Source organism: Halomonas alkaliantarctica (assembly GCF_029854215.1).
Taxonomy (GTDB): Bacteria; Pseudomonadota; Gammaproteobacteria; order Pseudomonadales; family Halomonadaceae; genus Vreelandella; species Vreelandella alkaliantarctica_A.
In genome coordinates, this window is the sequence record NZ_CP122961.1 from 3,791,614 (window position 1) to 3,805,608 (window position 13,995).

Here is a 13,995-nt window from a genome sequence, read left to right on the forward strand (position 1 = left end):
GCTTTAAGCAGGCGCGTTTTAAACGGTCTTGCTAAATAGGATAGCCACAAGCTAGCAGGCGAGAGAGAAAACACGAATGCACCACTTTTGTGTTTGACTAGACCACTTTTTATACGCACCGAAAGGGTGCATTATTTTCATACGGCTTTCGTCTAAATGCTCGCCGTTAGCGGGTCAAGCGGGATTAAGGGGTGTCCAGATGGATCGCAAGAAGGTCGTGCACCAACTTGTACAACTTTATGCACTCCAGCCGGAACGGTTGAGTAAGCAGGTTCGTATAGAGCAAGCATTGCGCCAGGCCATTACTCAGCAGTGGCCTTCCGGACTGCGGCTGCCCTCCCATCGCCAGTTGGCGGATGCTCTCGGCGTTGCCCGCCAAACCCTGGCGCTGGCGATTCATACGCTACTCAAAGAGGCACTGCTGAAAACCGCCCATGGCCAAGGCACCTGGACGTGCTGGCCCGTGACGCCAAGCCTTTCCCCGCGTGGCAATGCGCAGCTCTCTTCACGCGCCCAGCGAGTGCTGGAGAGCCCTGGCGCTAGCATGATCCAAAGCGGCGCCTTCGTGCCTGGTATTCCCGACATCGCCCAGTTTCCAATGCGAAAATGGCGGCAGCTCTACGCCAGCGTGACGGTGCCGCAAAACGCCCTGCTGCTCTCCTACTCCACCGGTGGCTACGGCCCGTTGAAGCGCGCGATACGCGATTTCTTGGCGCGCTGGCGCAATATTAATTGCGACACTGAACAGATAATCATCACCGACGGCACCCATAACGGCATTGAGCTATGCGCCGTGGCGCTGGCCGATGTAGGCAACACCGTTGCCATGGAGTCCCCCTGCTACTGGGGGGCACGCAATGTCTTTACCGCTGCAGGTTTGGAAATTAAGCCAGTGCCGTGGCTGCCAGGTCAGGGGCACATCCTTCCGCCTACTCCTGAACCGGTCAAGCTGGCCTACCTAACCGGTTCGCACCACTACCCGCTTAGCGTGCCTACTCGTGCTGCTGACAAACAACGTTTATGTGACGCCTTAGCACCCGCGTATATTATCGAAGATGATTACGAGTTTAACCGCGACGACCACCCCAACCTGCTTTTCGACCCACACTCGGAGCGCCACTTGCTGGTAGGCTCGTTTTCCAAGATGATGTTTCCAGGACTGCGCTTAGGCTATTTAGTGGTACCGCGTCATTTAGCCGGGCCAATGAACCGCCTGCGCAGCGAACTGTTCCGCGAAGGCCGCATGCTGGATCAAGCCGTGCTGGCACAGTTTATTTTTGATGGCGATTTGGATGCCTGGTGCCGACGCATTCAGCGCGACTATTTAGGGCGCCAACAGGTGCTGCATGATCAACTACGCTCGCTGCCGCAGGTACGCAGCGTTTCGCCGCCGAGCAGCGCCATCAGTCTATGCGTCGAATTTGAACCGGACGTTAACGATGTAGGGATCGCTCAATCACTGCTGAAAGAGCATTTGATCGTGCGTCCATTAAGCCCTGTGTGTGCACCAACAGATCCACGGGTTGGCTTAGTGATGGGCGTCGGAATGCTGTCAGGGGAAACGCTGGTGCGCGAAGCACAGCGCCTGCGTCGCAGCCTGGAAGCGTTGTTGCGCTAATGGTTACTAATAGCGCATTGGTGATAAGGCAGTGCTTCTCAACATCTTATCCACAATCTTTGAATAGCTTATTCACAAGGACTTTTATGCGCTGCCCTGTTGATAACCGTATCTTTACTTCTTCGTCTGCTTTCGCCTCACTTCGTCTTTGGATGGCGATAGGCCTTGCTCTGTTCCTCTCTGGCTGCGCCACCTTTGCACCCAACCCGCCCCAGGATCAAAGTAATATCTGCGAGATATTCCGCGAACAGCCCAGTTGGTACGACTATGCTCAGGAATCCGAGGAGAAATGGGGCACACCGATTGCTACCCAGATGTCGTTCATCCAGCAGGAGTCTTCGTTTCGTAGCCATATCCGCCCAGATCGCAAATACTACTTAGGCTTTATCCCCGGCCCGCGCCCCTCCTCCGCCAAAGGCTACGCCCAGGCCCAAGACCCGGTTTGGGAGGAGTATGAGGATCAGGCTGGCAGCCTGTTTGCCCGGCGAACCCACATGAAGCACGCCACGGATTTTATTGGCTGGTATAACCGCCGTTCACAGCAGCAGGCGGGTATATCGCTTAGCAATCCTGAACACCTCTATTACGCCTATCACGAAGGCGCTGGCGGCTACCAGCGTGGCACTTACCGTGGCAAACCTCAGGTATTGAGTGCAGGCAGGCAAGTGGCGGCGCGCGCTAGCCGTTACCAATCCCAGCTCAACGCTTGCGAAGCGGAGTTTCAGTGCCGCAAGTTTTACCAAGTCTGGCCATTTTGCCGTAGTTAAGGGATAAACGATGTCACTATGGATTGGTGCAGCTCTGGTTAGCGTGGTGTTTTTTACCTCCATGCTCTCTGGCGTATTTGGTATGGCGGGCGGCTTGGTACTGCTATGGTTTTTGCTGCTGATCTTTCCCGCGGGTACGGCGATGGCCGTGCACGGCGTGATACAGCTCACGGCGAATGGATCACGAGCGTGGCTTTCACGGCGCTACATTGTCTGGCGCATCGTCGCGTTTATGACGCTGGGTGTAGCAAGCGCCGCAGGTCTATTGCTGCTATTCAACTACAGCCCCAATGCCGCCAGCGTCTCGATATTGATCGGCTTGATGCCCATCTTGGTTTGGATGCCCAAGCGCTGGTTTCACCTGGATGCTAACCGTGCCAGCCACGCACTGTTCTGCGGTATTGCCTCTGGTGGTTTGACGATCGCCGCGGGGGTTTCCGGGCCGCTGATTGATATTTTCTTTGTGCGCTCGCGAATGGATCGCCGCCAAGTGGTGGCCACCAAGGCGATGATTCAGGTAGTGGCTCATAGTATTAAAATCATCTTCTATCTCGGCGCCGCCATGGCGCTTAGTACCGGCGAATGGGGCATTGTGCTGCTAGCAGCGCCGTTTGCAATCTTTGGCACCCATACCGGCAACCGTATTTTACACCGTCTCACCGATGCCAATTTCCGTACCTGGACCCGCTGGATCGTGACCGGCATTGGTATTTTCTACCTTGCGCAAGGGATCTTCCTGCTCACCCGCTAGCGTTGAGGGAGATAAAAGCGATTTGCGCGCCATCATTGCTGCAACAGTTGCCGCACAATATAAGCCAGTAATGTCAGAATGACTTACCTGGCGTAGTGCAGCTGATTATCTTGCAAGGAGTATCACCGATGTTTCTGAAACGGTGCGGAGTGGTTGTCTTGAAATAGTATGACTCCCCTGGCCCTAAGCGCCTCGTATTGCTTCCAACGATGATTTCAATCTCACCTTCTACAACAAAGCCAGCCTCTTCACCATAGTGCGTAATCATGGCTTGCCCAGTATCAGCCCCCGGTAAATACCGCTCAATCATAAAAGCCAAGGCACGATTAGGACGATTTGCCCCGACAAGCTTGAAAGAAATATCACCAGAGGCAATATCAACTAATTCATCCGCCGAATAGAACACCTGCTCCTGACTATCCAGATCCATTGTAAAAAAATCACCGACGCTCATAGAGAATGCGTTTAGGATTTTCTTCAGGGAACTGACAGATGGGCTAACTTTTCCTTGCTCTATTAGCGAAAGGCTTGAGTGAGTAACCCCACACAACTTTGCTAGTTCACGCTGCGAAATCCCTCGCTGCTTGCGCAGAGAGCGCAAGCTCGCACCCACGTCATCCGACATGCTTTTTTCACTCCCTATCAATAAGTAAATTACGTTATTGGTCTATTGACGGGCACATAATAGCGCAAAAAAAACCCCACGGCTGTGGGGCAAAAACCTAATTGAAAGGAGGCTCTCTATAACAGATAGCGCGCTTAGTCGGCGTGCATCGTCGTGATCAGCTCAAGTACTTCGAGCATCAGCCAACTCAGAGGACACGTCAAACTCTTGAGGCTCGTCTTCGTAAGCAATTCGGAAGCCGGTGAAGCCATAAAGAATGGCAAATAGCGGACTCAGCAGCGCTAAAAAGGCATAGGGTGCGTAACTGAAAGCACTAACGCCTAGCGTGGCAAACATAAAGGCACCGCAGGTATTCCAAGGTACTAGCGGCGATGTCATGGTGCCGGCATCCTCTACCGTGCGCGAAAGGTTTTTTAGTTTAAGCGAGCGACGCTTGTACTCGCTGGCATACATGCGGGCGGGCAGAATAATGCTGAGATACTGATCGCACCCCACGACATTAGCAGCCATCGCTGTCGCAACCGTAGTAGCAATAAGGCTGCCAGTGGTCTTGGCCAGTTTGAGCAGGTTTTCCACGATGGTACGGAAAAAACCAGCCGATTCGAGAATCCCGCCAAAGCTCATTGCGATAATGATCAGCGATACCGTCCACATCATGGCGTTAACACCGCCATTGGTCAGTAAGTCGTCCACCGTGGCATTGCCAGTGTCTACCGCGTAGCCTTCCACAAAAATAGTGAAGCTATCACCTAGAGATACACCCTGCACCACTATCGCGCAGACGATTCCCATTAGCGAACCAACAGCAAGCGCAGGGATCGCAGGCACCTTTTTTACCATCATCACGATAACTGCTGCCGGCACCAGCAGCAGCCAGGGACTAATGATGAATAGCTCATTTAAACTCTGCTGCAACTCCGCAACTTGTGTCGCGCCATCGCCGGAAGGCGTCATGTTCAGGCCAATTATGGTGTAAAGCACCAGCGCCACCGCAAGCGCCGGAACCGTGGTGTAGAGCATATAGCGAATGTGTTCAAACAGATCGACACCGACGACACCTGGCGCCATGTTAGTCGTTTCGGAAAGTGGGGAAATCTTGTCACCAAAATAAACCCCAGAGATCACGGCACCTGCTACCATCGCCGGATTAAGACCTAGCCCTTCACCGACCCCCATCAGGGCGATGCCAATAGTGCCTGCCGCCGTCCAGGCGTTCCCGCCGGCCAACGATACCAAACAGCAGATCAGGCAAGCCGCTACCAAAAAGTAATCCGGCGCCAGAATGCTCAGCCCATAATAGATCATGGTGGGCACAATCCCACCGGCAATCCAGTAGCCAATAATGGTGCCGATAATGATGAGAATCACAATCGCCTGAGTCGTCAGGCCAATGGAGCGTAGAATCCCCGCTTCGAGGCGCTTCCAACGGCTGCCCGTAGCCACGGCCACACAGGTTGCCACAATGGCACTCAAAAATAGCGGTAAATGCGGATCAGTTTGGAAATAACCGATAAAAACTCCCAATGACGCCGCCATAAACAAAATCGGTATCATCGTCGCTTTTAAACTTGGGCGGGGAGTTTCGTGGTCTTCCTTAGCAGAGTGGTCAGTCGACATAATGTCCTCACTTAATGTTTGATTATTGGTCGTCGTATTTCCGTTAGGAAATCATTGCAGTGATGGCGACTCAGATCATTGTTATGCTTGTTTTTATTGGTTTTTCAGGCACAAAGCCCCCTCGGCGAGGGGCACGGCATTTGCCGTGACACCTCGCGCTGTTGAATCTCATCAATAAAGGGTGAAGTGCCCAGGCGAAGCTCGTTAAGAACTTCGCCGGTTCAAACGCTCAGCGACATCCACACCGTCTTCACTTCGCAGTATTTCTCCTGCGCATGAAGCGATTTATCACGCCCATTGCCCGACTGCTTGACGCCGCCGAAAGGCACTGTCTGATCGATACCCGCCCAGTTATTCACATATACCTGGCCGGATTGCAGACGCCGTGAGACCCGCATAATGCGGTCAATATCCTGACTCCAAACGCCGGCCGCGAGGCCAAAGTCACTATCATTGGCCAGTGCAATTGCTTGCTCTTCGCTGTCGAAACCAAACACGCTCAGCACCGGGCCAAAGATTTCTTCGCGACCAATACGCATATCAGGGGTAACATCATCAAAAACCGTTGGCGCCAGGAAATACCCATTGGAGTCGCTGGCTTCGCCCTCCAACTTCAAGGTGGCACCTTCGCTTTCGCCCTGGCGAATATACTCAAGTACTCGTTGATACTGCGCTTCATCGACCATGGCGCCCATGAAGCTATCTGGGTCGAGTGGGTCTCCTGGCTGCATATGCTCAGCAGCTTTCACCACGCGTGCCACAAAATCCTGGCGAATACTGTTTTCCACCAACAGGCGCGAACCGGCAATACAGACTTCACCTTGGTTGTGGAAAATAGCTTCTGCAGCGCTTTGGGCGACGGCATCTAGATGCTGACAGTCGGCAAATACGATGTTTGGGCTTTTGCCACCGCACTCCAGAAACACGCGTTTCAGGTTGGATTTCCCGGCGTACTGCATGAGCTGTTTACCCACCGCCGTGGAGCCGGTAAACGCCAAGCAATCTACCTGCATGGAGAGCGCCAGGGCTTTGCCCACCGTATGGCCGTAACCGGGTAAAACCTGAAATACGCCATCAGGAATACCGGCTTCCTGGGCAAGATGGGCCAAGCGCAGCGCCGACAAAGGCGATTTTTCCGACGGTTTGAGAATTACGCTGTTGCCCGCGGCCAGTGCTGGAGCAATCTTCCAGGACGTCATCATCAGTGGGAAATTCCATGGCACAATCGCCGCAACAACGCCCATGGGTTCACGTAGCACCAACCCGAGCGCACTATCTCCCGTGGGGGCCACTTCGCCATAGAGCTTATCGATACATTCCGCCTGATAGCGTAAGCAAGCCACCGTACCCGCCAAGTCGCCCAGTGAGCTGGAAATAGGCTTACCCATATCGAGCGTATCGAGTAATGCCAACTCATCGCGATGCGTCTCCACCAAATCCGCGAGGCGCAGCAACACGCGTTTGCGTTGACTCGGGTTGCAACGTGACCAAACACCGCTATTAAAGGTTGAACGGGCCGCTTGCGTTGCACGCTCAGCGTCTGGCGCATCGCAGCTGGCCACCTCCGCAAGCACGTTTCCTGTAGCAGGATTGATACTGGTCAGTGTGTTGCCATCGACGGCGTCCACAAACTCGCCATTGATGAAAGCGCGCGTTTCAAAGCTCAGTGACGCTGCTTTTGCTTGCCAATCGGCTAAGGTTTTCGTGTTATCTGCCGCCATTACGCACTCTCCATGGGGTGTGTTATCGCCAGCTTTTCGGCTGTTTTGTCCAGAGCCAAATGCGCTTTGCTCACCAGTTCATCAATTTCAGTGCGCGTGATGACGAGTGGTGGGGACATCACCATGGTGTCGCCCACTGAGCGCATCACAAGCCCGTTTTCGAAACACAAATCACGGCACAGATTGCCTACGGAAAGGGATTTATCGAAGCGCACACCGGTCATCTTGTCAGCAACCAGCTCAAGCGCACCGATCAAGCCTAACGAACGCGCCTCCCCCACCAACGGATGTTCCGCCAACTCCTGCCAACGTTTCGCCAGATAAGGACCCAGGTCATTACGAACGTTGTCGACCACCTGCTCACGTTCCATCAGTTCGAGATTTTTAAGCGCAACAGCCGCACAGACCGGGTGACCCGAGTAAGTAAAGCCGTGGAAGAACTCACCGCCATCTTCAATCAATGTATCAGTCACGCGGTCTCCCACCAGCACCGCGCCAATGGGCAGATAGCCCGACGACAACCCTTTGGCAATCGGCATCAGGTCAGGTGTTAGCCCATAGTGAGTACTGCCAAACCACTCACCTAAACGCCCGAAGCCGCAAATTACTTCGTCGGCAATCAGCAAAATATCGTACTTAGCCAGTACCTCTTTCACCGCAGGCCAATAGCTGTCCGGCGGAATAATTGCACCGCCTGCGCCCTGCACCGGCTCAGCAATAAAGGCCGCTACGTTGTCTTCACCCAATGCCAGGATTCGCTCTTCTAGCGCTTGCGCACACTGCTTGCCAAAGGCCTCCTGACTCATGTCGCGCCCTTCTCCAAACCAGTAAGGTTGGCAAATATGAGTAATGCCCGGCACACAGGGGCCGCCTTGATCATGCATCGGCGCCATGCCGCCAAGGCTCATGCCCGCAACGGTAGAGCCGTGATATCCATTTTCACGCGAGATGATCCATTGTTTTTCCGGCTTGCCTTTGATCGCCCAATAGCGTCGCACCATGCGCAGTACGGTATCGTTGGCTTCGGAACCGGATCCCGTGAAGAACACATGATTAATATGCTCGGGTGCCAGCTCACTTAGCTTGGCGGCTAGCTTCACTGCCGGCGGGTGGGTGGTTTTAAAGAAGTTGTTGTAATACGGCAACTGCTGCATCTGCTCGGTGGCAGCCTCAACCAACTCCTGACGCCCGTAACCAAGATTGACGCACCAAAGGCCCGCCATACCATCAAGAATACGATTGCCCTGGCTGTCGTGGATGTACACGCCATCGGCGTGAGTAATGATGCGGCTACCCTCTTCGCCGAGCGATTTAAAATCGGTAAATGGATGAAGGTGATGCTGGCGATCCAACGCCTGGTAATCCTGGGTCTGCATAGATAAGCTCCTGTTCAGTGGTTGCAATAAGCGTTCAGCCAGCAGCCCGCTGGGTACGATGCTGACGGCAGGCCGCCGCAAACCCCTGGAACAGGGCGTCATAAAAAGGATGTTCTTTAGGGCGCCACTCCGGATGCCACTGAACGGCCAGTGCAAACGCAGCAGCGTCGCGCACGGAGACCGCTTCCACTAACCCATCAGGCGCCCATGCTTCGGCTTCCAAGCCCGGCGCCAGCCGATCAATCCCCTGCTGGTGCAGTGAATTTACCTCAGCATGCTCGCCGCTATAGAGTGCCGCCAAGGCACCATTAGGGCGAATATTGACCGCGTGGGAGGGTGCATAATGGCCTGCCATGTCGTCAGCGGGCGGCTCACGATGATCCAGCATGCCTGGTAGCGTTTGTACGGCTTGGTGAAGCGTGCCCCCAAGAGCGACGTTCATTTCCTGAAAGCCACGACAAATGCCCAATAAAGGTAACGCCTGACGTAACGCCTCATGCACCCAGCAAAGCGCCGCTTCGTCACGCCTTGCGTCGTCACGGGTATTCTCTGGGGCGCGTTCAGCGCCGTAGCGATCAGGCGAAACATTGGTGTAACTGCCGGTGAGCATCAAGCCATCCAGGCTGCCCAACAGATCGACAGCCTGCTCTGCGCGCTGCTCGGGCGTCGCTATATCAGTCACCAACACAGGAAGAATCACCGGCGTGAGGCCGTAGTGGTAGAGCGCTTGAAGAAATTTATCGGTCACCATTTGGGCAGGATGACCTTCCACCTCTCGACAGCAGGCGATTACCCCCACTAGGGGGCGCGGAGAATGCGTTGCTTGCATAGTCAAACCACTTTGTCGGTTGTTATGTTTTATTCAACACTCAATTCAACATAGCGTGACTCGTTTTATTTTCCAAGCGCAAAATGCCTTTTTTGCCAAAAAACACACCAAGCAATTGAAAAACAATGATTTAATAAATAAATAAATAGCGGAGGATAAATTTTCACATGATTATTGTTATTAAATAATTGACAGAAACGATCAACACCGCAAGGATACTGTTAGCAGAAACACAACTAACACGGCATAAAAATAAGGTACAACCTATGTCCTCTGCCAATAATACAGACGCTCAAAATGTAGCCTCGGACTTTCTTGATCGTCACCCGGAGATCACCAGCATTGACCTGTTAATCAGTGATCTTAACGGTGTCATCCGGGGTAAGCGCATTCCTTGCGAGAACCTCGCCAAAGTGTTTGAAAAAGGCATTTATATGCCTGCTTCAGTATTTGCGTTGGATATCAATGGCAACACCGTGGAAGAGACCGGGCTTGGGCTTTCCAGTGGTGACGGTGACCGCGTATGTCGCGCTATTCCCGGCACACTTAACCCGGTCACCTGGATGGATAGCAACCAGTATGGCCAGCTATTGATGACCATGGAGGAGATGGATGGCTCGCCATTTTTTGCCGATCCTCGCCAAATACTGCGGCGTATTCTCGAGCAGTTCTCCGACCGTGGCTTAACCCCCGTCGTCGCCCTTGAGCTAGAGTTTTATCTGGTCGATCGTTTACGCGACGAAGGAAACTTGATTCAGCCACCTCAGTCCCCTTCCAGCGGCGAACGGGCCACTCAAAGCCAGCTTTATTCGATGCTGGAGCTAGATGAGTACGCTGAATTTATCAATGACTTGCAATGTGCCGCCCAGGCGCAAGGTTTGCCGCTGGATACGGTATTAAAAGAGTGCGCACCAGGCCAATTTGAAGCCAACCTGATTCATACAGATGATGCGTTAAGTGCCTGCGACCATTCGGTACTGCTCAAGCGACTGATCAAGGGCGTTGCATTAAAACACGGCTTTGAAGCTACCTTTATGGCCAAGCCTTACGGCTTAGAAGCCGGTAGCGGTACCCATGTCCACGTCAGTCTGATAGATAGCAACGGACATAACATCTTTGCCGAAAACGGCGACGACCCGTTGGAGAGTGCACCACTACAATACGCTGTAGGAGGGCTGCTGGAACTGATGCCAGACTCCATGGCATTGTTGGCTCCCAACCTCAATTCTTTCCGCCGTTTTCAGGAAGGACTCTATGTCCCCATGGCACCTACCTGGGGTTACGACAACCGCTCTGTGGCAATACGCGTACCCGCAGGCCCCAAAGAAGCACGACGGATAGAGCATCGCGTAGCGGGTGCCGATGTTAACCCCTACCTTTTACTGGCTACCGTGCTGTCATCGATCCACCATGGACTAACCCAACAGATTGCACCTGCTGAACCCATCATCGGCAACGCCTATGAGCAAATTGCACCTCAACTTACTAACAGCTGGGCACATGCGCTGCACTTACTGGGTAACAGCCATGTCCTCGGCGAACAACTCGGTGAAGACTTTATTGAAGTGTTCATTGCCAACCGCCAAGCAGAGCGCGCCGAGACCATGCGCGAAGTCAGCGCCATGGAGTACGACTGGTACCTACGGCATGTATGAGTTGTTAGACCATTGATACAACAGAGAGAGGCGCTGCTCGCCGTCTCTCTTGTTACTTCTGCCTGTCTTTCCCTGCTATCCCGCCCTTCTATTCGTTTTTTATGCCGTGTTATCCGTAAGCATCCCTGGCAAATAAAAACGGGCTGGCGAACATATTCGCCAGCCCGTTTTTAAGCCATCCTCAAGCTGATCAACACTAAACCGCCAACCGGTCACGCATGGCGTAGAACCACGCGCCCATCGCGGAAAGCGGCACACGTAACAGGCGCCCGCCAGGCATGGGTAGGTGGGAAATCTGTGCAAAGGCTTCAAAACGCGTTTCTTCACCGCTAATCGTTTCTGCTACTAACTTGCCAGCCAGATGGGAGCACGTTACCCCATGGCCAGAGTACCCCTGCGCATAGTAAACGTTGCTATTAATGCGGCCAAATTGCGGTAGGCGGTTGAGTGTTAGCAAAAAGTTGCCGCTCCAGGCGTAATCAACCCGTACATCGCCAAGCTCTGGGAAAGTAGTCAGCATTTTCGGCCGAATAGCGGCTTCAATACTGGCAGATGCCTGGCCGCCATAGTTCACGCCTCCGCCATAAAGCAGACGGTTATCGGCGGTCAGGCGATAATAATCCAAGAGGTAATTACAGTCTTCTACCGCTTTATCGTTAGGCAGTAGTCGTGCCGCTACCTCTGCAGACAGCGGCTCCGTAGTAATAATCTGGGTGCCACACGGCATCGCTTTGCTTTCCAGCTTGGGTAGCAACCCTTGCAAATAGGCATTGCCAGCCATGACCACCCGCTGAGCGGTCACTCGGCCCTTGGGGGTATGCAACGTTACTGGCTCACCGTGCTCAAGTTTTGTCACGGGGGAATGTTCAAAAATCTTTCCACCCAACGACTCCAGCGCCGTCGCCTGCCCCAACACCAGGTTGAGGGGATGCAAATGTCCACCAGAGTGATCCACCAAGGCGCCGACATAGCGTTCGCTGCCTATCTCTCGCTTGACCCCTTCTCCCTCCAGCAGCTCAAGCTGCTGATGACCATAGCGCTCCCATAAGGTTTTCTGATCCTTTAAGCCTTCCCACTGTTTCTTATTACAGGCGGCAAAAAGATTGCCCTCTTTTAGGTCACATTTGATCTGATACCTCTCGATGCGCTGGCGGATAATTTGGTTACCCTCGAATGCCATAGCCCCCAGCGCTCGGGCGGTTTCAGCGCCGTTTTGTTTCTCGATAACATCCATATCACGGCTATAGCTATTAACGATCTGCCCACCGTTGCGCCCTGAAGCCCCGAAGCCAATCGCCACACTTTCCAGCACCACCACTCGGTGACCGCGTTCCGCCAAATGCAGCGCTGCTGAGATACCCGTAAACCCAGACCCTACAACACAGACATCACATTCCACATCCCCTTCCAGCGTGGGCCTTTGTAATGTGGAGTTTGACGATGCCGCATAGTAGGAAGCCACATGACCAGAAGAAGCTTGAGGTTGCATTCACCACCTTCCTTTTGTTGATTATTTTAACCAATATGATCATATAGGTCGCTACCATAATGCGCAAGCATCAGCATACAAAGGGCTTGCAGAGGAAAGACACCTCCCACATCACATTAAAATGTTATTAAAAAAGCAACACTCACTTATATAAAAGACACGACCATTACACTAAAAAGTTATCTCTCGTTTTATATGCTGCCCCTATAAAGGCGGGCATTCATGCTAACCGGTTTCGCCGTTTTCTACTTCCCGCAGGAGACTTTCCTGTTCACCCGCTAGCGTTGAGGGAGATAAACGCGAACTTGTCGTTGATGCCTATACTGACCATAGCCATCAACGGAGGTCGCTATGGACTATCATCACTACCGTACAGCCCTGACTGAAAAACTTGCCCAGAGTGAAGTGCCCTTTCCCGCAGCCGAATACCAAGCACGCCTAGTTAAGGTACGTCAGGCGATGACCCAGCAAGGGTTAGATGCGCTGCTGCTCACCGATCCCGCTGATATTAATTACCTCACTGGTTACCACACCTTTGAAGTCTCGGTGCATGCCTGTTTGATCTGCACGCAAGAGAAGCTAGTGCTGCAAGTTGCCTCGATTGAAACCGGTGCGGCGGTGGTCACTGCCCGAGTCGATGAGATTATTGGCTACCGCTGGGAAAACCTGGATGAAATCATCACCCCGTTGGCAGATCTACTTACCCCCTGCCAGCACATCGGTATAGATGGCTGGAGCAGCGGGCTGCGCTTTGGTGTTATTGATGCGCTTATGAAAACCATCGGCCGGGAACGCTTCAGCGAAGCAGGCGCATTAGTTGACGCCATTCGAATCGTGAAAAGCCCCGCAGAACTGGAGATGCTGCAGGAGAGCGCGCGAATTACCGCCCTAGGTTTAGAGGCTGCGATTCAGAGCATCCGCCCCGGTATGACCGATAACGATATTGCCGCCGAGGGGGCCAAAGCGCTGCTGGAAAACGGCAGCGAGTTTATGAGCCTGCAGCCAATTGTGACCAGCGGGCACCGTATTGGTGTAATACACGTTAACCATAAGCGGCGAGTCATTCAGCCTAACGAGCCAGTGTTCTTGGAGTTTGGTGCCGCTTATCAGCGCTACACGGCCCCCATGATGCGTACTGCGGTGACCGGCGTTCCAAACGCAGCCCTCGCAGCCACTCGCGACCTTTGTCGTTCGATATTCGAAGCCCTGTGCGACACCATGCGGCCCGGCAATAGTTTTGATGCTGCCGCCCAGGCCGCTGATGCCTTACTCGCCCCGCAGCAAGACAAGTATTTTTTCTCCGGCGTGTTTGGCTACGCCGTGGGCGCACAATTCCCGCCTAGCTGGGTAGAGGGCACCGGCTTTATCGCCAAAGGCCAGGCCCGCACCTTTGAAGCTAATATGGTCTTTCACCTACCGCTCTGCCTCCGGGTGCCTGGCCAGTGGGGCGTCGGAATAAGCGACACCGTGGTGGTAACCGAACAAGGGGCCAAGCCGCTGACCAATAACGACTGGCAGCTGTTTGAGGCGCCTTCATAGCGATTGCA

Annotated in this window: 11 protein-coding genes; 5 read left to right on the plus strand and 6 right to left on the minus strand. The window is 53.6% G+C overall.

The window, feature by feature from the left end:
* Positions 1-199: 199 nt before the first annotated feature.
* From QEN58_RS17395 to QEN58_RS17405, 3 genes are all read left to right on the plus strand, one after another.
* Positions 200-1,618: an aminotransferase-like domain-containing protein gene (locus QEN58_RS17395; protein ID WP_280104853.1), complete on the plus strand. Its 1,419-nt coding sequence runs from the start codon at positions 200-202 to the stop codon at positions 1,616-1,618.
* An 86-nt stretch (positions 1,619-1,704) separates the two neighbouring features.
* Complete coding sequence (locus QEN58_RS17400; RefSeq protein WP_280104854.1) at positions 1,705-2,385, plus strand: transglycosylase SLT domain-containing protein; 681 nt, start codon at positions 1,705-1,707, stop codon at positions 2,383-2,385.
* Positions 2,386-2,395: 10 nt separating this feature from the next.
* A complete protein-coding gene (locus QEN58_RS17405; RefSeq protein WP_280104855.1) occupies positions 2,396-3,136 on the plus strand; it encodes a TSUP family transporter in 741 nt (246 codons plus the stop codon).
* Between the two features lie 73 nt (positions 3,137-3,209).
* On the opposite strand, the gene QEN58_RS17410 is transcribed toward QEN58_RS17405, so the two are convergent.
* From QEN58_RS17410 to QEN58_RS17430, 5 genes are all read right to left on the minus strand, one after another.
* Entirely contained in the window at positions 3,210-3,761 is a 552-nt protein-coding gene (locus tag QEN58_RS17410) for a cupin domain-containing protein (RefSeq protein ID WP_280104856.1), read from the minus strand.
* Between the two features lie 162 nt (positions 3,762-3,923).
* A complete protein-coding gene (nhaC, locus tag QEN58_RS17415) occupies positions 3,924-5,378 on the minus strand; it encodes a Na+/H+ antiporter NhaC (RefSeq protein ID WP_280104857.1) in 1,455 nt (484 codons plus the stop codon).
* Positions 5,379-5,599: 221 nt separating this feature from the next.
* Positions 5,600-7,099, minus strand: coding sequence for an aldehyde dehydrogenase (locus tag QEN58_RS17420; protein WP_280104858.1), 1,500 nt, complete (start codon positions 7,097-7,099; stop codon positions 5,600-5,602).
* The gene (locus QEN58_RS17425) at positions 7,099-8,475 is read right to left on the minus strand and encodes an aspartate aminotransferase family protein (protein WP_280104859.1); all 1,377 of its coding nucleotides are present in this window, start codon (positions 8,473-8,475) and stop codon (positions 7,099-7,101) included. The genes QEN58_RS17420 and QEN58_RS17425 overlap by 1 nt, the downstream gene beginning before the upstream one ends.
* Positions 8,476-8,509: 34 nt before the next feature.
* On the minus strand, positions 8,510-9,304 hold the full coding sequence (locus QEN58_RS17430; protein WP_280104860.1) for a gamma-glutamyl-gamma-aminobutyrate hydrolase family protein: 795 nt from the start codon (positions 9,302-9,304) through the stop codon (positions 8,510-8,512).
* A gap of 266 nt (positions 9,305-9,570) precedes the next feature.
* On the opposite strand from QEN58_RS17430, the gene QEN58_RS17435 reads away from it, so the two are divergent.
* On the plus strand, positions 9,571-10,959 hold the full coding sequence (locus QEN58_RS17435; RefSeq protein WP_280104861.1) for a glutamine synthetase family protein: 1,389 nt from the start codon (positions 9,571-9,573) through the stop codon (positions 10,957-10,959).
* 196 nt (positions 10,960-11,155) lie between these two features.
* On the opposite strand, the gene QEN58_RS17440 is transcribed toward QEN58_RS17435, so the two are convergent.
* Positions 11,156-12,448, minus strand: a complete 1,293-nt coding sequence (locus tag QEN58_RS17440) for an NAD(P)/FAD-dependent oxidoreductase (RefSeq protein WP_280104862.1) — start codon at positions 12,446-12,448, stop codon at positions 11,156-11,158.
* A gap of 351 nt (positions 12,449-12,799) precedes the next feature.
* Between QEN58_RS17440 and QEN58_RS17445 the strand changes: the two genes are divergently transcribed.
* Positions 12,800-13,987, plus strand: coding sequence for a M24 family metallopeptidase (locus QEN58_RS17445; RefSeq protein WP_280104863.1), 1,188 nt, complete (start codon positions 12,800-12,802; stop codon positions 13,985-13,987).
* The last annotated feature ends 8 nt before the right edge of the window (positions 13,988-13,995 follow it).

Coding starts and splice junctions, on each gene's coding strand:
- QEN58_RS17395 (WP_280104853.1), top strand. CDS start 200: ATGGATCGCAAGAAGGTCGTGCACCAACTTGTACAACTTTATGCACTC.
- QEN58_RS17400 (WP_280104854.1), top strand. CDS start 1,705: ATGCGCTGCCCTGTTGATAACCGTATCTTTACTTCTTCGTCTGCTTTC.
- QEN58_RS17405 (WP_280104855.1), top strand. CDS start 2,396: ATGTCACTATGGATTGGTGCAGCTCTGGTTAGCGTGGTGTTTTTTACC.
- QEN58_RS17410 (WP_280104856.1), bottom strand. CDS start 3,761: ATGTCGGATGACGTGGGTGCGAGCTTGCGCTCTCTGCGCAAGCAGCGA.
- nhaC (WP_280104857.1), bottom strand. CDS start 5,378: ATGTCGACTGACCACTCTGCTAAGGAAGACCACGAAACTCCCCGCCCA.
- QEN58_RS17420 (WP_280104858.1), bottom strand. CDS start 7,099: ATGGCGGCAGATAACACGAAAACCTTAGCCGATTGGCAAGCAAAAGCA.
- QEN58_RS17425 (WP_280104859.1), bottom strand. CDS start 8,475: ATGCAGACCCAGGATTACCAGGCGTTGGATCGCCAGCATCACCTTCAT.
- QEN58_RS17430 (WP_280104860.1), bottom strand. CDS start 9,304: ATGCAAGCAACGCATTCTCCGCGCCCCCTAGTGGGGGTAATCGCCTGC.
- QEN58_RS17435 (WP_280104861.1), top strand. CDS start 9,571: ATGTCCTCTGCCAATAATACAGACGCTCAAAATGTAGCCTCGGACTTT.
- QEN58_RS17440 (WP_280104862.1), bottom strand. CDS start 12,448: ATGCAACCTCAAGCTTCTTCTGGTCATGTGGCTTCCTACTATGCGGCA.
- QEN58_RS17445 (WP_280104863.1), top strand. CDS start 12,800: ATGGACTATCATCACTACCGTACAGCCCTGACTGAAAAACTTGCCCAG.